16 protein-coding genes are annotated in these 19,545 nt (G+C 73.9%); 14 read left to right on the forward strand and 2 right to left on the reverse strand.

The genetic code is table 11. The features are described from left to right. Nucleotides 1-4 precede the first annotated feature (4 nt). Nucleotides 5-877, forward strand: a complete 873-nt coding sequence (locus tag VGI02_RS10090) for a C40 family peptidase (protein ID WP_331627202.1) — start codon at nucleotides 5-7, stop codon at nucleotides 875-877. A 289-nt stretch (nucleotides 878-1,166) separates the two neighbouring features. Here VGI02_RS10090 and VGI02_RS10095 read toward each other — a convergent pair whose 3' ends face one another. Continuing rightward, nucleotides 1,167-1,880 carry a hypothetical protein gene (locus tag VGI02_RS10095; protein ID WP_331627203.1) on the reverse strand — a complete coding sequence of 238 codons (714 nt, stop codon included), beginning with the start codon at nucleotides 1,878-1,880 and terminating at the stop codon, nucleotides 1,167-1,169. A gap of 198 nt (nucleotides 1,881-2,078) precedes the next feature. Between VGI02_RS10095 and VGI02_RS10100 the strand changes: the two genes are divergently transcribed. From VGI02_RS10100 to VGI02_RS10110, 3 genes are all read left to right on the forward strand, one after another. Then, nucleotides 2,079-5,462 carry a pyruvate carboxylase gene (locus VGI02_RS10100; protein ID WP_331627204.1) on the forward strand — a complete coding sequence of 1,128 codons (3,384 nt, stop codon included), beginning with the start codon at nucleotides 2,079-2,081 and terminating at the stop codon, nucleotides 5,460-5,462. Then, the gene (rsmD, locus tag VGI02_RS10105; protein ID WP_331627205.1) at nucleotides 5,459-6,007 is read left to right on the forward strand and encodes a 16S rRNA (guanine(966)-N(2))-methyltransferase RsmD; all 549 of its coding nucleotides are present in this window, start codon (nucleotides 5,459-5,461) and stop codon (nucleotides 6,005-6,007) included. The genes VGI02_RS10100 and rsmD overlap by 4 nt, the downstream gene beginning before the upstream one ends. An 81-nt stretch (nucleotides 6,008-6,088) precedes the next feature. Next, the gene (locus tag VGI02_RS10110; RefSeq protein ID WP_331627206.1) at nucleotides 6,089-6,958 is read left to right on the forward strand and encodes an HTD2 family dehydratase; all 870 of its coding nucleotides are present in this window, start codon (nucleotides 6,089-6,091) and stop codon (nucleotides 6,956-6,958) included. Here the strand turns inward: VGI02_RS10110 and VGI02_RS10115 are convergent. Further along, on the reverse strand, nucleotides 6,945-7,610 hold the full coding sequence (locus VGI02_RS10115; protein WP_331627207.1) for a GNAT family N-acetyltransferase: 666 nt from the start codon (nucleotides 7,608-7,610) through the stop codon (nucleotides 6,945-6,947). The genes VGI02_RS10110 and VGI02_RS10115 overlap by 14 nt on opposite strands. 69 nt (nucleotides 7,611-7,679) lie before the next feature. Between VGI02_RS10115 and coaD the strand changes: the two genes are divergently transcribed. From coaD to VGI02_RS10165, 10 genes are all read left to right on the forward strand, one after another. Further along, nucleotides 7,680-8,156 (forward strand): pantetheine-phosphate adenylyltransferase, encoded by a 477-nt coding sequence (gene coaD, locus VGI02_RS10120; protein ID WP_331627208.1) that lies wholly within the window; start codon nucleotides 7,680-7,682, stop codon nucleotides 8,154-8,156. Between the two features lie 103 nt (nucleotides 8,157-8,259). Then, nucleotides 8,260-8,985, forward strand: coding sequence for a F0F1 ATP synthase subunit B family protein (locus tag VGI02_RS10125; RefSeq protein WP_331627217.1), 726 nt, complete (start codon nucleotides 8,260-8,262; stop codon nucleotides 8,983-8,985). Nucleotides 8,986-9,079: 94 nt separating this feature from the next. After that, nucleotides 9,080-9,676: a YceD family protein gene (locus tag VGI02_RS10130; RefSeq protein WP_331627209.1), complete on the forward strand. Its 597-nt coding sequence runs from the start codon at nucleotides 9,080-9,082 to the stop codon at nucleotides 9,674-9,676. 31 nt (nucleotides 9,677-9,707) lie between these two features. Continuing rightward, the gene (gene rpmF, locus VGI02_RS10135) at nucleotides 9,708-9,890 is read left to right on the forward strand and encodes a 50S ribosomal protein L32 (RefSeq protein ID WP_331627210.1); all 183 of its coding nucleotides are present in this window, start codon (nucleotides 9,708-9,710) and stop codon (nucleotides 9,888-9,890) included. Between the two features lie 80 nt (nucleotides 9,891-9,970). Continuing rightward, entirely contained in the window at nucleotides 9,971-10,690 is a 720-nt protein-coding gene (rnc, locus tag VGI02_RS10140; protein ID WP_331627211.1) for a ribonuclease III, read from the forward strand. 1 nt (nucleotide 10,691) lies between these two features. Next, nucleotides 10,692-11,597: a bifunctional DNA-formamidopyrimidine glycosylase/DNA-(apurinic or apyrimidinic site) lyase gene (mutM, locus tag VGI02_RS10145; protein WP_331627218.1), complete on the forward strand. Its 906-nt coding sequence runs from the start codon at nucleotides 10,692-10,694 to the stop codon at nucleotides 11,595-11,597. 123 nt (nucleotides 11,598-11,720) lie between these two features. Then, on the forward strand, nucleotides 11,721-15,461 hold the full coding sequence (smc, locus tag VGI02_RS10150) for a chromosome segregation protein SMC (protein WP_331627212.1): 3,741 nt from the start codon (nucleotides 11,721-11,723) through the stop codon (nucleotides 15,459-15,461). Nucleotides 15,462-15,620: 159 nt separating this feature from the next. After that, nucleotides 15,621-16,079 (forward strand): hypothetical protein, encoded by a 459-nt coding sequence (locus VGI02_RS10155; protein WP_331627213.1) that lies wholly within the window; start codon nucleotides 15,621-15,623, stop codon nucleotides 16,077-16,079. A gap of 387 nt (nucleotides 16,080-16,466) precedes the next feature. Next, on the forward strand, nucleotides 16,467-17,897 hold the full coding sequence (gene ftsY / locus VGI02_RS10160; protein ID WP_331627219.1) for a signal recognition particle-docking protein FtsY: 1,431 nt from the start codon (nucleotides 16,467-16,469) through the stop codon (nucleotides 17,895-17,897). Nucleotides 17,898-18,191: 294 nt separating this feature from the next. Next, on the forward strand, nucleotides 18,192-19,545 hold a 1,354-nt coding region (locus VGI02_RS10165), incomplete at its 3' end, for an ammonium transporter (protein WP_331627214.1).

Here is a 19,545-nt window from a genome sequence, read left to right on the forward strand (position 1 = left end):
ACCCATGACCGCTGTCCTTCCTCCTTCGGCCAGGCCGCTCTCCGCCGGGCGTCACCGTGCTCCCGACGCCGCGACCACCGGTTCTCTCGGCCCGATCCCGCAGGAGTGGGCCGGTCGTGCGGCCCACGGCAGCCCCCTCGGCGAAGCCGCCGCCCCCCGCCCGCAGCGCGAGTCGCGTCCCGGGCCCGCCCCGCTGAACCGCGCGGCGCGCACCGCCGGCCTCTCGCTGGCCGCGCTGGGTGCCCTCGCCGGTGCCGGCGGCGCCGCGGCCCACGGTCTCCTCCCGAGCGACGAGCCCGCCAGCACCGGTGACATCGCGCTCCCGGCGAACCTCGCGGCGAGCAACCTGTCGCTGCAGGGCACGAGCCACCAGGTGCAGGCGCCCGCGGTCACCACGGTCATGCCGGTCGTCCCCGCCGCGTCGTCGGTCCAGGCGCCGCAGTACAAGACGGTAGCCGCGGCCCAGCGCCAGGCGGCTCCCGCCGCGAAGCCGGCCGCGAAGCCCGCCGCCGACCAGCCCTCCTCGACCGCCGCCGAGGCGATCGAGGCCGCGGAGTCGAAGCTCGGGAAGCCCTACGTCTGGGGCGCCACCGGCCCGAACTCCTTCGACTGCTCGGGCCTCATGCAGTTCGCGTTCGAGAAGGCAGGCGCGGACCTGCCCCGGACCTCCGCCGCCCAGTCGAAGGTCGGCGACAAGGTCTCCATGGACGACCTCAAGCCCGGCGACCTGATCTTCCTCTACAGCCCGGTCAGCCACGTCGTCATGTACGTCGGCAACGGCAAGGTCATCGAGGCCCCGAACAGCGGCGAGGACGTCAGGTACACCCCGCTGTCGAAGATTCAGAAGAACGCGGTCGGCGCGCGCCGCGTCGCCTGACCCACTTCTCGCACGACGGACGTCCCGTCACGACGGACCGTCCCCGAACAGAGGAACGGCCCGGGGTCCCTCCCCGAAAGGGATACCCCGGGCCTTTTTCGGTGAACGGACGCTCCCCAGCTCCCAGACACCGATGGTCCTTCGACGGTCACCCGGCCCCGGCCGGGTCCGTCACAGCAAGGGTGGGCCAACGACCGGGACCTCAACCGGATTCGGTCGATGATTGTGGCGTAGGTCACATGACCGGCGGTCGGTGGCGGGCGCCGAACGGTCGGTCGGGGCGGACCCGTCAGGTGCGCATGCGGCCGCGCAGGTCCCGCATCCCGCGCGCCGCGGCCTGTCGCACGGCGTCCGCGACCGCGGCGTACTCGTCGCGCTCCTGCGCCGGCTCCCCGGGCGCCACGGTGGGGGCGGGCACCGGGTCCGGGGCGGGCGGCGGGGCGAGAGCCTCGGCGGACCGTCGCGCCTCGTCCCACGCGGCCACCGCCCGATCGACCGCCGAGGCGAACTGCTCACGGTGCCGCGGGTCCGCGGGCTCGGTGGCCGTGGCGAGATCCTGGGCGTCGGCCAGCGCCTCGACGAACCGGCCGGTCGCGGGCACCGAGACGTCGACGAGCGCGGGGCGTGCCGCCACCTCACGCGGGTCGGACTCGACCCCGGCGTACTCGCGCTGGAGGGCGGCGAACCGGTCGCGGGCGAGGGTCCATCGGGCCGAGCCGTAGGCCGAGAGGCGGCCCGCGCGGCCGTCGGGATGACCCACGACGACCGACCGCACCCGGCGCACCCCGCGGCGCGTGACGATCACCGTCGCGACCGCCGCGGCGATCACGGCCGCCACCAGGTCCACGGCGGCGGCGAGCAGCGCGGCCCCGAGGCCCTCGACGGTCCCGTCGGCCACCCACACGCCGAGGAAGACGACCGGGGAGAGCACCGCCAGGAGGACCGCGAGCCCGTAGAGCCAGGGCACGGCGGTACGCCGCAGGGGTGTGGTGCCGCCGGTCATCTCCGGACCTCCTCGCCGCGGGTGTCCTTCCTTGGTACCGGAACCCTCGCGCGCGCGTCACGCGGTCCCCAGGTCCCCGCGATACCGTGCGCCGGCTCCGGGGCGTGTCACCTCCGTCCGGAGGGGTGTCGCCCGGGCGGTGGCAGGGCAGGGTGGTGAGCCCGACGTCGCGGGCCGGTTCCGTGGGAGGAAGTGTCGATGTTCCGCAAGGTGCTGGTGGCCAACCGGGGCGAGATCGCGATCCGGGGCTTCCGCGCCGCGTACGAACTCGGGGCCGGGACGGTGGCGGTGTTCCCGGTCGAGGACCGCAACTCCGAGCACCGGCTCAAGGCCGACGAGGCCTACCAGATCGGCGAGGAGGGCCACCCCGTCCGGGCCTATCTCTCGGTCGAGGAGATGATCTCCGCCGCCCGCAGGGCGGGGGCCGACGCGATCTACCCCGGCTACGGCTTCCTCTCCGAGAACCCGGACCTGGCGACGGCGTGCGACGAGGCTGGCATCACCTTCATCGGCCCGCCCCCGCGCGTGCTCGCGATGGCGGGCAACAAGCACCGCGCCGTGGCGGCGGCGCGCGAGGCCGGCGTCCCGGTGCTCGACTCCAGCGACCCCTCCGACGACATCGACACCCTGGTCGCGGCCTCGGAGGAGATGACGTTCCCGCTGTTCGTCAAGGCCGTCGCGGGCGGCGGCGGCCGCGGCATGCGGCTGGTGCGCGAGGAGGGCGGGCTGCGCGACGCGCTGTCCGCGGCGATGAACGAGGCGTCCTCGGCGTTCGGCGACGCCACGGTGATCCTCGAGCAGGCGGTGATCGACCCGCGGCACATCGAGGTGCAGATCCTCGCCGACGCCCAGGGCCACGTGATGCACCTGTTCGAGCGGGACTGCTCGGTGCAGCGCCGGCACCAGAAGGTCGTCGAGATCGCCCCCGCGCCCCATCTGTCCGCCGAGCTGCGCGAGCGGATCTGCGCGGACGCGGTGCGGTTCGCCGAGCAGATCGGCTACGTGAACGCGGGCACCGTCGAGTTCCTGCTCGACGGCGACGGCAACCACCACTTCATCGAGATGAACCCCCGCATCCAGGTCGAGCACACGGTGACCGAGGAGGTCGCCGACGTCGACCTCGTCGGCGCCCAGATGCGCATCGCCTCGGGGGAGACGCTCGCCGACCTCGGCCTCTCGCAGGACTCCGTCGCGTTGCACGGGTTCGCGCTCCAGTGCCGCATCACCACCGAGGACCCGGCCAACGAGTTCCGGCCCGACATCGGGATGATCTCCGCCTACCGCTCGGCGTCGGGCTCGGGCGTGCGCCTCGACGGCGGCACCGCGTACGCCGGGGCGCAGATCAGCGCCCACTTCGACTCGCTCCTGGTGAAGGTCACCTGCCGCGGCCGCGACTTCACGACGGCGGTCCGGCGTGCCCGGCGTGCCCTCGCCGAGTTCCGGGTGCGCGGCGTCTCGACGAACATCCCGTTCCTCATGGCGCTGCTCGACGAGCCCGACTTCCGCGAGGGCCGGGTCACCACCTCGTTCATCGCCGAGCACCCCGAACTGCTCTCCGCCCGCGCGCCCGCCGACCGCGGCACGCGGCTCATGGCCTACCTCGCCGACGTCACGGTCAACCGGCCGAACGGCGCCCCGCCCGCGCTCGCGGACCCCCGGGAGAAGCTGCCCACCGGCGTCGACCTCGCGGTCCCGCCGCCCGACGGGTCGCGGCAGCGGCTGGGTGAGCTCGGGCCCGAGGGCTTCGCGTCCTGGCTGCGGGAGCGCAGCGAGGTGGCGGTGACGGACACGACGTTCCGCGACGCCCACCAGTCCCTCCTGGCCACCCGCGTGCGCACCCGCGACCTGGTCGAGATCGCGCCGTACGTCGCGCGGACGACGCCGGAGATGTTCTCGCTGGAGTGCTGGGGCGGTGCGACCTACGACGTGGCGCTGCGCTTCCTCGCCGAGGACCCGTGGGAGCGCCTCGCCCGGCTGCGCGAGGCGGTCCCGAACCTGTGCCTGCAGATGCTGCTGCGCGGGCGCAACACCGTCGGCTACACCCCGTACCCCACCGAGGTGACCGACGCGTTCGTCGCGGAGGCGGCCCGCGTCGGGATCGACATCTTCCGCATCTTCGACGCGCTCAACGACGTGTCCCAGATGCGGCCGGCGATCGAGGCGGTGCGGCAGTCCGGCGGGGCGATCGCGGAGGTCGCGCTCTGTTACACGGGCGACCTGTCCGACCCGCGCGAGAAGCTCTACACCCTCGACTACTACCTGCACCTCGCCGAGCAGATCGTCGACGCGGGCGCCCACGTGCTGGCGATCAAGGACATGGCCGGGCTCCTGCGGCCGCCCGCGGCGCGGCGGCTCGTCACCGCGCTGCGCGAGCGCTTCGACCTGCCGGTGCACCTGCACACCCACGACACCGCGGGCGGTCAGCTCGCGACGCTGACCGCGGCGATCGACTCCGGGGTGGACGCGGTCGACGCCGCCGTCGCCTCGATGGCCGGGACCACCTCGCAGCCGCCGCTCTCGGCGCTGGTCGCGGCGACCGACCACACCGACCGACCGACCGGGCTGGACCTCGACGCCGTCAACGCCCTGGAGCCGTACTGGGAGCTGGTCCGCAAGGTCTACGCACCGTTCGAGGCCGGCCTCACGAGCCCCACCGGGCGGGTCTACACGCACGAGATCCCCGGCGGGCAGCTCTCCAACCTGCGCGCGCAGGCCGTCGCGCTGGGCCTGGGTGACCGCTTCGAACAGATCGAGGACGCCTACGCCGCCGCCGACCGGATGCTCGGGCACCTGGTGAAGGTGACGCCGTCGTCCAAGGTGGTCGGCGACCTCGCCCTGCACTTCGTGGGCGCCGGGGTGGACCCGGCCGACTTCGAGGCCGAGCCCTCCAAGTTCGACATCCCGGACTCGGTGATCGGGTTCCTGCGCGGGGAGCTCGGTGACCCGCCCGGCGGCTGGCCGGAGCCCCTGCGCAGCCGGGCGCTGGAGGGCCGGACCGAGAAGCCCGGACTGGCCGAGCTCTCCGACGAAGACCGCAAGGGGCTCGAGTTCGACCGCGCGGCGACGCTGAACGAGCTGCTCTTCCCCGGTCCGACCAAGGACTTCCGCGAGCACCGGACGTCCTACGGTGACACGTCGGTGCTGCGCAGCCAGGAGTTCTTCTACGGCCTGCGCTCGGAGGCCGAGTACGCGGTGGACCTCGAGCCCGGCGTCCAGCTGCTCATCGAGCTGGAGGCGATCTCGGAGCCCGACGAGCGGGCCCTGCGCACCGTGCTCATGTCACTCAACGGACAGCTGCGGCCGCTGCAGGTGCGCGACCGGTCGGTCGAGACCGACGTCAAGGCCGCCGAGAAGGCCGACCGCTCCGACGCGAACCACGTGGCGGCGCCCTTCGCCGGGGTGGTGACGCTGCAGGTGGCCGAGGGCGACCAGGTCTCCTCCGGCGACACCGTCGCCACGATCGAGGCCATGAAGATGGAGGCCTCGATCACCGCGCCGACGGGCGGGACGGTCGAGCGGCTGGCGATCGGGAACGTCCAGCAGGTCGAGGGCGGAGACCTCGTAGTGGTGTTGGGCCAGTGAGCAGGATCGTCGCGGGGACGGCGGGCGGACAGCGGATCGCGGTGCCGCCGACCGGGGTCCGGCCGACGTCGGACCGGGTCCGTGAGGCGCTGTTCTCCCTGCTGGAGTCCCGTGGGCTGCTCGAGGACGCCGTCGTGCTCGACCTGTACGCGGGCTCCGGGGCCCTCGGCCTCGAGGCGCTGAGCCGTGGCGCCATGACCGCGATGCTGGTCGAGCGCGATCCGCGGGTGTGCGGGGTGATCGCGCACAACGTCTCGTCGACGAACCTGCGCGGCGCGATGGTGCGCCGTGCGGCGGTCGCGACCTTCGTCAAGCGGCCCGTCGACTCCGTCGACCTGGTCTTCGTCGACCCGCCGTACGCCGACACCGAGGACGAGGTCGACGCCGTGCTCGCCGCCCTCCCGGGGTGGCTCGACCCGGGCGCCCTCGTCGTCGTGGAACGGGACTCGCGGACCCGGACGCCCGCCTGGCCGGAGGCGCTCACCCCCGAGGAGCCGCGCGTCTACGGGGAGACGACGCTGCACCTGGCGTCGCCGCGGGACTGACACCCGGGCGGCCCCTCGGTGCTGCCCGGGGCCGCGATCGGCAGCACTGCGGCACCCCCGGGCGGGGAGCACCATGTGCCGGTGACCGATCTGGCGAGTGCCCTCGAGGGGTGGGCCCCGGAGCCCGTGACGACGACCGGGACGACGTCGGCGTGGACCGTCGCCGCCGTCTCGGGCCTGTTCGACCTCGACCCGGTGGCACGGGAGGGGGATCCGCTCCCTCCGATGTGGCACTGGTTCGGGTTCCTCGAGCACCCCCGCCAGGACCAGCTCGGCGACGACGGCCACCTCGACGCGGGGCACTTCCTGCCGCCCATGCCCGAGCGGCGCCGCATGATGGCGGGCGGTCGGCTGTGGATCCGCACGCCGATGCGTGTCGGCGAGACCCTGTCGCGGCGGTCGTCGCTCGTCAGCGCCCACGTCAAGCACGGTCGCAGCGGCGAGATGCTGCTGGTGACGGTGCGGGACGAGTTCCGGCGCGACGGAGCCGGGGAGCCCGTGGTCACCGAGGAGTGCGACATCGTCTACCGCTCGCAGGCCGCCGGGCAGGCGCGGGGGATCGGGTTCGACGCGGCCCCGGACGAGCCGCAGGCGACCTCCGGCGAGGCGGTGGACCTGACCCCCGACGCGCCGCTGCTCTTCCGGTTCTCGGCGCTGACCTACAACACCCACCGCATCCACTACGACCAGCCCTACGTCACCGGGGTCGAGGGCTACCCCGGCCTCGTCGTGCACGGGCCGCTGCTCGCGCTGATGCTGCTGGAGGTCCCCCGCCGCAGCCGTGGCGACCGCGCCGTCACCGCGTTCGACTACCGGCTCTCCCGGCCCGCGTTCGCCGGGACGCGGATCGTCGCCGACCACGACGGCGACCCGGGTGACGACGCGCTCGCGGTCGCGGCCGGTGTGCCGGGGACACCGCCCTCGGTCTCCGGGTCGATCACGCTGGGCTGATCGCGGCGCGCATCGGCTCGACCCCCTCGACGACGACGTCATCGAGCCGCCGGCGCCGCCACGCACCGGGCGTCACCGCGGAGACCATCTCGACGACGCCGTCCGAGCCCGTCTCCCGGTGCGTCTCGCGATACCCGCACCGCGCGCTGACCCGTCGGGACGCCGCATTGCCCTCGGCCGCCCCGGTCACCGCGCGCACCGCGCCGAGATGGACGAACGCGAGCTCCAGCAGCATCAGCCGTACCCGCCGTCCCACGCCACGGCCCTGGTCGGCGCGCGCCAGCCACGAGGACGTGCGCATCGTTCCCGCGGGGTCGTCGGGCTCGCGCGAGAGGACGACGAGGCCGAGTGCGCGGCCGCCCTCGAGGACCGCCAGCGGGATCTGCCAGCGGCCGGGCGACGGCGGTTCCCGCAGGCGCCACGCCCACTCCAGGAACCGGCGGGCGGCGGCGTCCCCGACCTCGGGCGGCCACCCGAGCAGCTCGACCTCCCGGCCCGGTTCGACGATGCCGCCGGGCTCGGCGACGATCGCGGCCAGTTCGAGGAGCTCCATGTCCGTCGGGGGCACGAGCGCGAGGCCGGCGTGGGCCGCCGTCACCCCGAACTGGGGGTAGAGCGCGGCGAGGTCGGCGCGCAGCAGGCCGGGATCCACGGCGACCATGGTGGCCGCCGGAGCGGGGCGGTGGGGCGACGGCCGGGGGATCCGGCATGATCAGCGGTCATGCGCGCGGTCTGCCCCGGCTCCTTCGACCCGGTGACCCTCGGGCACGTCGACGTGGTGCGCCGGGCGGCCGCGATGTTCGACGAGGTCGTGGTCGCGGTGGCGGTCAACCCGAACAAGCAGGGGATGTTCACCGTCGACGAGCGCCGTGACCTGATCGCGGGCGCGGTCGGTGACCTGCCGAACGTCAGCACCGCCGCCTTCACCGGCCTGCTCGTCGACTGGTGCCGCGAGCAGGACGTCGGCGTCATCGCCAAGGGCCTGCGCTCGGACACCGACTACGCCTACGAACTGCCGATGGCCCAGATGAACCGGCACCTCACGGGCGTCGACACCGTCTTCCTCACCGCCGACCCGGCGCACACCTTCGTCTCCAGCTCGCTGGTGAAGGAGGTCGCCCGCGGGGGCGGGGACGTGTCCGCGTTCCTCACACCCGCGGTGCTGGCGGCGCTCAGCGCGAGGCTGGCCGAGGGCTGATCTTCTCGGGTCGTGCAGACACGCCCGGTGCGATCGAATGCGCCGCTCCGTGGCGGTCGCGCCGCACACTGGCTCGGCCGTCGAGACGCGGGAGGTGGCGCGGGTGTACCGGGTGTTCGAGGCGCTCGACGAGCTGGTGACCATCTGCGAGGAGGCTCGCGGGGTCCCCATGACGACCAGTTGCGTCGTGCCCCGGGGTGACGTCCTGGAGCTGCTCGACGACATCCGGGAGGCGATCCCCGGGGAGCTCGACGACGCGCAAGACGTGCTCGATCACCGCGACCAGCTGGTGAACGACGCGACCGAGGAGGCCGAGAAGGCCCGCACCGAAGCGCAGACCGAGGCCGACCGCGTCCTCGCCGAGGCCCGCGAACAGGCCCAGCAGATGATCGCTGAGGCCGAGCACGAGGCGGAGCGCGTGGTGTCCCGAGGGCGCCGCGAGTACGCCGACCTCACCGACCGCGCCGCCGCCGAGGCCGACCGCATGGCCGAGGCCGGGCGGCAGAGCTACGACCGCGCGATCGTCGACGGGCGAGCCGAGCAGCAGCGTCTGGTCTCCGAGCACGAGGTCACCGCCGCGGCGCGGGACGAGGCGGGTCGCATCGTCGACCGCGCCGCCGACGACGCGCACCGGGCCCGCACCGACTGCGACTCCTACGTCGACACCGCCCTCGCCGAGTTCACCGACACGCTCGAGTCAGTGCTCGACACCGTCGGGCGGCACCGGCACCAGCTGCGCAACGGTCAGGTCGGGGCGAGCTCGCGGGACGGATCGTCGGACGACCGGTCCGACGACGGAGCCCGCTGGCCCGATCGCGCCAGCGCCTAGCTGTCGGACCACCCGGCAGCGGCCCGTACCCTCCGGGGGCGACGGCCGCCGTCGGGAACACGTCCCCCGGTCGAGCACGTTGGAACGCGGCGAGATGACTACTGAGAAGACCCCCCAGAACAAGGCGGCGCTGCCCGACCCGATGAGCCCGTGGACGGTCGACGTCGCGCGGGAGCTCTCGCGGCGGCCCGGCACCATGAAGCCCTGGGTGCGCGACGTGCCCGCCCCGACCGACTTCGGCCTCGAGGTCATCGGCGTGCCGACCGGCGAGCCGATCCACGTCGACCTGCGTCTCGAGTCCGTCGTCGAGGGCGTCCTCGCGAGCGGTTCGGTGAGCGCGGAGGTCGTCGGGGAGTGCTCCCGGTGCCTCGGCCCGCTGCACGACCACGTCGAGGTCGACGTCACCGAGCTGTACGCCTACCCGGACTCGGTGACCGACGAGACGACCGACGAGGAGGACGTCAGCCGGATCGTCGACGAGAAGATCGACCTCGAGCCCGCCGTGCGCGACGCCGTCCTGCTCGAGCTGCCGAACGCGCCGCTGTGCAGCGACGACTGCCTCGGAGTGCCCTCGCCCGACGCCGAGGCATGGGCCTTCGTGCCTGCCGGGACCGAGCGTGAGAGAATTGATCCTCGCTGGGCCGCCCTGCAGGAGCGTTTCGCCGGCGGCAGCAACACCGAGACGTCGTAATACAGCACGCCGATAGGGAGATCGAAGCACCGTGGCCGTCCCCAAGCGCCGGATGTCGCGCGCGAACACCCACGCCCGCCGCTCGCAGTGGAAGGCGTCCGTGCCGACGCTCGTCGCCTGCCAGAACAAGGCCTGCGGGCAGCCGAAGCCCCCGCACGTCGCGTGCCCGACCTGCGGCCAGTACGCCGGCCGCCGGGCCGTCAGCCCGGCCTGATCCCACTGGTGCCCCCGACGGCGCCCGCGCCCTCGACGGGGCGCGACGGACAAGGCCCGGCGACTCCCGGGACGGACGAGATGCGTGACGAGACACGGGTCGAGCGGCTGAGTCGCGTGCTCGAGGTCGACGTCGACCCCGAACTGCTGCTGCTCGCCCTCACGCACCGCTCGTACGCGTACGAGCAGGGCGGGTTGCCCACCAACGAGCGGCTCGAGTTCCTCGGGGACTCGGTGCTCGGCATCTCGGTGACCGAGCGCCTCTACCGTGAGCACCCCGACCTGCCCGAGGGCCAGCTGGCGAAGCTGCGGGCGAGCGTGGTCAACATGCACGCGCTCGCCGGCGTGGCCCGCACCCTCGGCCTCGGCGAGCTCATGTATCTCGGGCGCGGCGAGGAGATGACCGGCGGCCGCGACAAGGACTCGATCCTGGGCGACGCCGTCGAGGCGATCCTCGGGGCGGTGCACCTGCAGCTCGGGATCGACGTGTCCCGTGACCTGGTGCTGCGGCTCTTCGGCGACCTCATGCACGCCGCTCCGCGACTCGGTGCCGGCCTGGACTGGAAGACCAGCCTCCAGGAGCTGACCGCGGCGACGGGTCGGGGCGTCCCGGAGTACCGCATCACCGACGAGGGCCCGGACCACGCCAAGGAGTTCACGGCGACCGCGGTGGTGGCCGGCGAGGACCTCGGCGTCGGGGTGGGCCGCACCAAGAAGGACGCCGAGCAGAAGGCGGCGCAGGCCGCGTACGAGGCGCTCCAGGGCCCGACCGACACCGCCTCGGGTCCGGACGGCGGCTGAGCTGCCCGAGCTCCCCGAGGTCGAGGTGGTGCGGCGCGGAGTCGCCGACCATGCGCTCGGGCGCACGGTCGCCTCGGTCGAGGTCCTGCATCCCCGTGCGGTCCGTCGTCAGCCCGGCGGCGCCGCCGAGCTGGCGGACCGGCTGATCGGGCGCACGCTCGTCGCCGCCCGCCGTCGCGGCAAGTTCCTCTGGGTGGACCTCCTCGGTCCCGACGGCGACCCCGACGGGGCCGTCCTGGTGCACCTCGGGATGAGCGGCCAGCTGCTCGTGCAGCCGGCCGAGCGCCCCGACGAGACCCACCTGCGGGTGCGGGTGCGTTTCGACGACGGCCGGTCGGAGCTGCGGTTCGTCGACCAGCGGACCTTCGGGGGGCTGACCGCGGTCGACACGGTGGACGTGTCCGACGGCGGGGGTCCCGAGCTCCTGCCGACCCCCGTCGCCCACATCGGCCGCGACCCGCTGGACCCGCGGTTCGACCTGGAGGCGGCGGTCGGGGCGTACCGGCGGCGCCGGACCGAGCTCAAACGGGCGCTGCTCGACCAGACCGTGGTGTCGGGGATCGGCAACATCTACGCGGACGAGGCGCTGTGGCGCGCCCAGCTGCACTCGCTGCGGCCCACCGCGCGGCTGACCCGACCCGAGGGGCGCCGGGTCCTCACCGCCGCCCTCGAGGTGATGGGGGAGGCGCTCGCCGCGGGCGGGACCTCGTTCGACGCGCTGTACGTCGACGTGCACGGCGAGTCCGGGTACTTCGAGCGCTCGCTCGCGGTCTACGGGCGGGAGGACGAGCCGTGCCTGCGCTGCGGGACGGCGATCGTGCGCTCGTCGTTCACGAACCGCTCCTCGTACTGGTGCCCCACGTGCCAGAAGGTGCCGCGCAAGTCACGAACGCGCCCACGCCCGTGATCGACCGGACGGGGGACATGGCCGGCGGGACGGAGGCGACGGCCACCGTCCTGCGTGAGGCCGTCGGTGGGCTCGCGTAGCGTCGCGCGCGGGGACGGATCCGTGTGACGGGGGGAGGGTGACGTGCACCTCAAGAGCCTCACCCTGAAGGGGTTCAAGTCCTTCGCCTCGTCGACCACGCTGCGCTTCGAGCCGGGCATCACCTGTGTCGTGGGGCCGAACGGCTCGGGGAAGTCCAACGTCGTCGACGCCATCAGCTGGGTGCTCGGCGAGCAGGGCGCGAAGGCGCTGCGCGGCGGGAAGATGGAGGACGTCATCTTCGCCGGCACGTCCGGCCGCTCCCCGCTGGGCCGGGCCGAGGTGACGCTGACGATCGACAACTCCGACGGCGTGCTGCCGATCTCCTACACCGAGGTGTCGATCACCCGGCGGGTCTTCCGCTCCGGCGCGGGCGAGTACGAGATCAACGGCAGCTCGTGCCGGCTGCTCGACGTCCAGGAGCTGCTCTCCGACTCCGGCATCGGCCGTGAGCTGCACGTCCTCGTGGGGCAGGGCCAGCTCGACACCATCCTGCAGTCGCGCCCCGAGGAGCGCCGCGCGTTCATCGAGGAGGCGGCGGGCGTCCTCAAGCACCGCAAGCGCAAGGAGAAGGCGCTGCGGAAGCTGGAGGCGATGGAGGCGAACCTCGCCCGCCTCGCCGACCTCACCACCGAACTGCGCCGTCAGTTGAAGCCCCTCGGTCGCCAGGCCGAGATCGCGCGCCGCGCCCAGACCATCCAGGCCGACCTGCGTGACGCGCGTCTGCGCCTCGCCGCGGACGACCTGGTCACCCTGCGCACCACGATCGCGCGGGACTCCGCCGACGAGGACGAGGCGCGGCGCAAGCGGGACGAGACCGAGCGGGCGCTGGCCGCCGAGGCCGAGGCGATGGGGGAGCTCGAGGCCGCGCTCGAGCACGACGCCCCGGCGCACGATCGGGCCGTCGCCGCGCACCACCGGCTGTCCTCCCTGGCCGAGCGTCTGCGCGGGACCGTCGCCCTCGCCGCCGAGCGCCACCGTCACCTCTCGGCGCCCGAGGACGGCCCCACCGGCCCGGACCCCGACGAGCTGGAACGCCAGGCCGAGCAGGCCGCCGACACCGAGGCCGAGCTGGCGGAGGAGGTCGCCGCCGCGCGCGAGGTCCTCGAGGACGCCGGCTCCCGGCGCGAGGACGCCGAGGAGGCCCTCACGGCCGCCGAGCGCCGTCTCGCCGCGGCGACGCGGGCGGCGGCCGACCGGCGCGAGGGGCTCGCGCGGCTGTCCGGGCAGGTCGAGACGCAGCGCGGGCGCGTGGCGTCCGCGGTGGAGGAGCTCGAGACGCTCGGCACGTCGATCACCGAAGCCACCGAGCGCGCCGCCGCTGCCCGCGAGGAGCTCGCGGAGGCGGAGGAGGAGGCCGGGACGACCGCCGGTGACGACGGGTCCGCAGCGGAGCCCGCCACGCTCGACGAGTCCGGCCACCCGCACGAGGACGGGTCCGGTCAGGCCGACCCCGAGGCGGCGTTCGACGCCGCCACGGAACGCCACGAGCAGGTCCGCGCCGAGCTCGACCGGGCCGGGTCCGCGCACCGGGACGCCGAGCGCGACCGCGCCCACTGGACGGCCCGCGTCGAGGCCCTGGAGCTCACGCTGACCCGCCGTGACGGCGCCGGTGAGCTGCTGGCGGGGGAGCGCGACGGGGTCCTCGGCTCGGTCGCGGCGCTGCTGCGGGTCGCCGCGGGCGACGAGGCCGCGATCACGGCCGCGCTGGGGCCCGCCGCGGACGCCGTCGTCGTGACCGGTCCGGACGCCGCCGCCGACGCGCTCGCGCACCTGCATGCCGCCGACGCGGGCCGGGCAGGCCTCGTCGTCACCGGGGCCGACGCCCCGGTGCCGTCCGGCGACGCCCCGGCGGGCACCCGCTGGGCGGTCGACCTGGTGAGCGCCCCGGAGGCGCTGCGCGGGGCGGTCTCGGAGCTGCTGGCCGGCCTCGTCGTCGTCGACGACCTCGCCGCCGCGCGGGCCGTCGTCACCGCACACCCGCAGCTCTCCGCGGCCACGCGCGAGGGCGACGTGCTGGGCGGCTCGTGGGCGGTCGGCGGGCCTTCGGGCAACCAGTCGATCCTGCAGATGCAGTCGGCGGCCGACGAGGCGGGCGACCGCCGGGCCGAGGCCGAGCGGGCCGTCGCGGCGGCTGGTGCCGCGCTGGAGGAGGCGCGGGAGGCGGAGACGGCGGCGCGGGCCGAGGTCGGCGTCGCCCGGCAGGTCCGCGACGACCACCGCCGCGCCGCGACCGAGCGCCGCAAGGCCGCCGAGGCCCGCCGCGCGCAGGACGACGCGCGCCGCGCCGAGGAGGCCCGGCGGCTCGGCCGGCTGGCCGAGACCGTCCGGGGCGCGGAGGCCGAGGTCGCCCGGCTGACCGAGCGCCGCGCCGCGGTGGAGACCGCCCGGGACGAGCGCCGTACCGAGCTCGACGACCTCAGCGAGCGGCTCGCCATGGCCACCGACCAGGCCGAGACCGACGGGGACGACGAGGGCGAGGAGGACACCGCGGCGCGCGACGCGGCGTCGGCCGCGCTGACGGCCGCCCGCGCCGCCGAGGTCGAGGGGCGGCTCACGCTGCGCACGGCGGAGGAGCGGGCGCGGGCGGTCACCGGCCGGGCCGAGGCGCTGCGTCACCGGGCCCGGAGCGAGCGCGAGCAGCGGGAGCGGGCGACGCAGCGTCGCCAGGAGCGCGAGCGGGCGGCGGCGCTGCTCGACGAGGTCCTCGAGCACGGCCGCGCGGGGGTGGAACGGATCGCGGTCTCGATGACCCGCGCCGCGCAGGACCGGGACCGGCTGGCCGCGGGGCGTCAGGCCCGGGCCGCGGAGCTGGAGGGTGTGCGGGAGCGCCAGCGCGGCCTGCAGCAGACCCTCGAGCGGCTCACCGACGCGGTGCACCGGGACGAGGTGCTGCGCGCCGAGCAACGCACCCGGCTCGCGCAGATGGAGGAGTCGATCGGCGAGCGCTTCGGCATCGGCCTGGACGACCTGGTGCGGGAGTACGGGCCGGACGTCGGGATTCCCCCGAGCGAGGCCGAGGTGGCGGAGGTGACCGCGGCCCGCGAGCGCGGCGAGCAGGTCTCGATGCCGCCCCCGATGGCCTACGACCGCGCCGAGCAGCAGCGACGGGCCACCCGCGCGGAGAAGGAGCTCGGCACCCTCGGGAAGGTCAACCCGCTCGCCCTCGAGGAGTACGCGGCCCTCGAGGAGCGGTACCGCTTCCTGTCGACGCAGCTCGAGGACGTGAAGGCCTCGAAGCGCGACCTGCTCTCCGTCGTCGCGGACGTCGACCGGCGCATCCTCGACGTCTTCGCCGAGGCGTTCACCGACGTGGCCCGCGAGTTCGAGGTCGTCTTCCCGGTGCTGTTCCCCGGAGGCGACGGGCGGCTCGTGCTCACCGACCCCGACGACCTGCTCACCACCGGCGTCGAGGTGGAGGCCCGCCCGCCGGGCAAGAAGGTCAAGCGGCTCTCGCTGCTCTCCGGCGGCGAGAAGTCGCTCACCGCGGTGGCGATGCTCGTCGCGATCTTCCGGGCGCGCCCGTCGCCGTTCTACGTCCTCGACGAGGTGGAGGCGGCGCTCGACGACGCCAACCTGCGACGGCTCATCGGCCTGCTCGACGATCTGCGGCGCGCGTCGCAGCTGGTGATCATCACCCACCAGAAGCCGACGATGGAGATCGCCGACGCGCTCTACGGCGTCAGCATGCGCGGCGACGGCATCACGGCGGTCGTGTCCCAACGCCTGCGCGGCAGTGACGCGCCAGGACCACTCGCCGGAGCGGACCCCTCCCCCGTGTCGTGACGGAGTGTCGCGCTATCATAGCGCTGCGTGATCAATCTGATCATGCGTCCGTGACCGACGACGACGCGGCCGGGGAATCCCGTCGGGGCGGGCACCGGCCTACCGTCAAGTCGTCGGCGTGGTGGTCACCACGCGAGGCTCTCCGGAGAGGTCGGACGCATGACGGTGCTCCAGCCCGGACGGTACGTCCAGCTCAATCGATCCAGCGCGACCCCGTCACGCGGCACGCAGGCCCTCGTCGGTCACCTCGTCATCGACACCTCGCGCAGCGTCCTCTGCCCCCAGCTCGCCTCGAGCCACATCGCCGTGACCGTCGACGACCTGCCGCTGCACGTGCGCTGGGGCCGTACCGACATCGCCCTGCCCGCCGGTCGGCACCGCGTCGAGGTGAAGGTGGACCGGGGCGACGGCTGGGGTCGCGTGGTCGACGCGGTCCCGGTGGCCGCCGGGCACACCGTCGACGTCTACTACCGCGCGCCCGCCCTGCCCGGACGGGCCGGCTCGCTCGGCCCGGTGCCGCAGTCGACGGTCGGGGTGCTCGCACTGCTCGGGATGCTGCTCGGCGTGCTCGTGCTGTTGGGCGTGCTGGCCGGGGTGGCGCTCGCCCTGCTCGTCTAGATCGGTCCTCGTCGGTCTTGGGCCGGGTGCTTCGACCCGACGAGGGGCACATCGCGCAGGTTCTGGGGCGGTCGACGCTGCGCTGTGTGCTGCTGGTCTTCGAGCGGGGTGGCTGCTGCTCGGCGAGGGGTACGTCAGGCAGGTCCGTGAGCGCTGGGGGATGCGCCCTGTGCCGCCGTTCGCAACGATCTTGCTCCGGGCTTGGCCCAGCCGGGACGGGCCGGGATGCCGCGAGCGGGCGGCGGCAGCACCGACGGCCCACGGCGTGGCTGACAGGATGGCCCGGTGAGCTCGACGTTGACTGACACCGCCCGCCGGGGCGCCGATCTGCTGCCCGGACACCCCGACCTGTCGGCCCAGGCTCCGGCCGCGGGCCTCGCGCCCGGTGTGCTGACGGGGATCGTCGTCGCCGCGGTCGTCGTCGTGCTGCTGGTGGTGTTCCTCGTCGGCCTGGTGATCGCCCGGCGCCGGCGGATCTCGTTGCGCGAGGAGGCGGAGGAGGCCGAGGCGGCCAAGCCCGCCAAGGGCAGCTACAGCGCCGGCGGGGGGTTCTCGTTCTCCTCGGGGTCGGGTGGGGGCGCGGCGACCCAGGAGCGGCCGAGCGCGCCGGAGCCGACTCCCGAGCCCATTCCTGAGCCCATTCCTGAGCCGGAGCCTGCCGCGGAGCCCGAGCCGGCCGCGGTCGAGCCGGAGCCCGAGTCCACCACCGAGCCGACCCGCGAGGGGAGGATCGAGCCGCTAGAGCCGACCGAGGGTTCCCCTCGCGCGGAACCGACCGCGCCCGTCGCTGAGCCGGAGCCCGCCGCGGAGCCGGAGCCGGAGCCGGAGCCCGCCGCGGAGCCGGAGCCGGAGCCCGCCGCCGACACCGACGCCCCGCCCGCTCCCGTCGAGCCCATCGACTCACCCGAGGGTCGGCTCGAGCGCCTGCGCGGGCGGCTCGGCCGCTCGCGCTCGACGCTCGGGACCGGCCTGCTGGGCCTGCTCGGCGCGGGGGACCTCGACGAGGACTCCTGGGAGGAGGTCGAGGACCAGCTGCTGATGGCCGACCTCGGGTCCGCCACCACCCAGGAGGTCGTCGGCAAGCTGCGCGAGCGCATCGCCTCGCGCGGGGTGCGGACCTCCGAGGAGGTGCGCGACCTGCTGCGCGAGGTGCTCGTCGAGACCCTGGGGACCGACCTGGAGCGCTCGGTGCGTGCGCTCGCGCACGACGGCAGGCCTGCCGTCGTCCTCGTCGTGGGCGTCAACGGCACCGGCAAGACGACCACCACCGGCAAGCTCGCGCGGGTGCTCGTCGGTGGTGGCCACCAGATCGTCCTGGGCGCGGCGGACACCTTCCGCGCGGCGGCGGCGGAGCAGCTGCAGACCTGGGGCGAGCGGGCCGGGGCGCGGGTGGTCCGCGGTGCAGAGGGCGCCGACCCGGCGAGCGTCGCCTTCGACGCCGTCAAGAAGGGCGCCGAGGCGGGCGTCGACGCGGTGCTACTCGACACCGCGGGCCGGCTGCACACCAAGACCGGCCTCATGGACGAGCTCGGCAAGGTCAAGCGGGTGGTCTCGCGGCAGGCCGAGGTGGACGAGGTGCTCCTCGTGCTCGACGCCACCACCGGGCAGAACGGCCTGACGCAGGCGCGGGTGTTCGGCGAGGTCGTCGACGTCACGGGGGTCGTGCTCACCAAGCTCGACGGCACCGCCAAGGGCGGCATCGTGTTCCAGGTGCAGCGCGAGCTCGGGGTCCCGGTGAAGCTCGTCGGTCTCGGCGAGGGGCCCGACGACCTCGCGCCGTTCGAGCCCGAGGCCTTCGTCGACGCCCTGCTGCGCTGAGCCCGCCGCCGGCGATCACTCGTCCGGAGGATGCGCCGCGCGTGTGGTCCGGCCGCTGATCGGGTGACACGCTGCGCGATCGTGAGACCCGCGATGTCGCTCACCGTGAATGCCCGACGAGTGATGCGTGACACTCCGACCCGAGTGTCCGGATCGGCAATCTGATGGATACATCGAGCGGGCGCCTGTTAACTGCCGAGAAACACTCCTCGACACTGCCCGAAACACACGCTCACCATCCTTCCCTCCCAGTGATCGCCCCAGAGTCGGTGAACGCAGGAGGGACGAACGACCGTGTTGAATGCCGGTAGTACCGCGTGGGTGCTCGCCAGCGCTGCGCTGGTGATGCTCATGACCCCAGGGCTCGCGTTCTTCTACGGCGGCATGGTCCGCTCGAAGAGCGTTCTGAACATGCTCATGATGAACTTCATGTGCCTCGCGATCGTCGGGGTGCTGTGGTGCCTGTACGGCTTCTCGCTCGCGTTCGGTAACGACGCGTTCGGCGGCCTCGTCGGGAACTTCCAGTACCTGGGCCTCGGCAACACGTTCCCGGATGCCTCGCAGGCGATCGTCGGCGGCAGCACGGGTGACGGTGTTCCGATCCTCGCCTTCGCGATGTTCCAGCTGATGTTCGCCGTCATCACCCCGGCGCTGATCTCGGGCGCCGTGCCGGAGCGCATCAAGTTCTGGAGCTGGGGCATCTTCGTCGCGCTGTGGGTGACGATCGTGTACTTCCCGGTGGCGCACTGGGTGTTCGCGTTCGACGGCTATGCGGCCGACAAGGGTGGCTGGATCGCCAACTCGCTCAAGGCGCTCGACTTCGCAGGCGGGACCGCGGTCCACATCAACGCCGGTGCGGCGGGTCTGGCGCTGGCGATCATCCTCGGCAGGCGCCGCGGCTGGCCGCGTGACCCGGGCCGCCCGCACTCGCTGCCGTTCGTGCTCCTCGGCGCCAGCCTGCTCTGGTTCGGGTGGTACGGCTTCAACGCCGGCTCGGCGCTGGGTGCCAACTCGACCGCCGCGATCGCCTTCACGACGACGACCGTGGCCACCGCCGCGGCGACGATCGGCTGGCTGCTCGTCGAGCAGCTCCGTGACGGCAAGCCGACCACGCTCGGCGCCGCCTCGGGTGCCGTCGCCGGACTCGTCGCGATCACCCCGGCCTGTGCGTACGTCAACCCGGTCGGTGGTCTCGCGGTCGGGTTCATCGCCGGTGCGGTCTGCGCGCTCTGCGTGTCGATCAAGTTCCGGTTCGGCTTCGACGACTCGCTCGACGTGGTCGCCGTCCACCTCGTCGGTGGTCTGGTGGGCACGCTGCTCATCGGGTTCTTCGGGACGACCTCGCTGAACTCCGCGAGCGCCGACGGGCTGTTCTACGGAGGCGGGCTCGACCAGCTCGGTAAGCAGGCCATCGCCGCATTCTCCGTACTGATCTACTCGTTCGTCGTCACGTCGATCATCGCGCTCCTGATCAAGTACACGATCGGGTTCCGTGTGAGCGACGAGAAGGAGGCCGCGGGCATCGACGAGTCGGAGCACGCCGAGTCGGGGTATGACTTCTCCGGACTGAGCGGTGGAGGTAACTCCTCGCTCCTCGGCGCGGGCGCTACCGGGTCCGCGCTGCCTGCGACCCCGAGGGAGGGTGCTC

Source organism: Actinomycetospora sp., assembly GCF_036497245.1.
GTDB lineage: Bacteria > Actinomycetota > Actinomycetes > Mycobacteriales > Pseudonocardiaceae > Actinomycetospora.

Excerpts from the sequence above, each read along its gene's own strand:
- VGI02_RS10100 (WP_331627204.1), top strand. The coding sequence starts at position 2,079 with ATGTTCCGCAAGGTGCTGGTGGCCAACCGGGGCGAGATCGCGATCCGG.
- VGI02_RS10130 (WP_331627209.1), top strand. The coding sequence starts at position 9,080 with ATGACTACTGAGAAGACCCCCCAGAACAAGGCGGCGCTGCCCGACCCG.
- VGI02_RS10090 (WP_331627202.1), top strand. The coding sequence starts at position 5 with ATGACCGCTGTCCTTCCTCCTTCGGCCAGGCCGCTCTCCGCCGGGCGT.
- VGI02_RS10155 (WP_331627213.1), top strand. The coding sequence starts at position 15,621 with ATGACGGTGCTCCAGCCCGGACGGTACGTCCAGCTCAATCGATCCAGC.
- coaD (WP_331627208.1), top strand. The coding sequence starts at position 7,680 with ATGCGCGCGGTCTGCCCCGGCTCCTTCGACCCGGTGACCCTCGGGCAC.
- rnc (WP_331627211.1), top strand. The coding sequence starts at position 9,971 with ATGCGTGACGAGACACGGGTCGAGCGGCTGAGTCGCGTGCTCGAGGTC.
- VGI02_RS10095 (WP_331627203.1), bottom strand. The coding sequence starts at position 1,880 with ATGACCGGCGGCACCACACCCCTGCGGCGTACCGCCGTGCCCTGGCTC.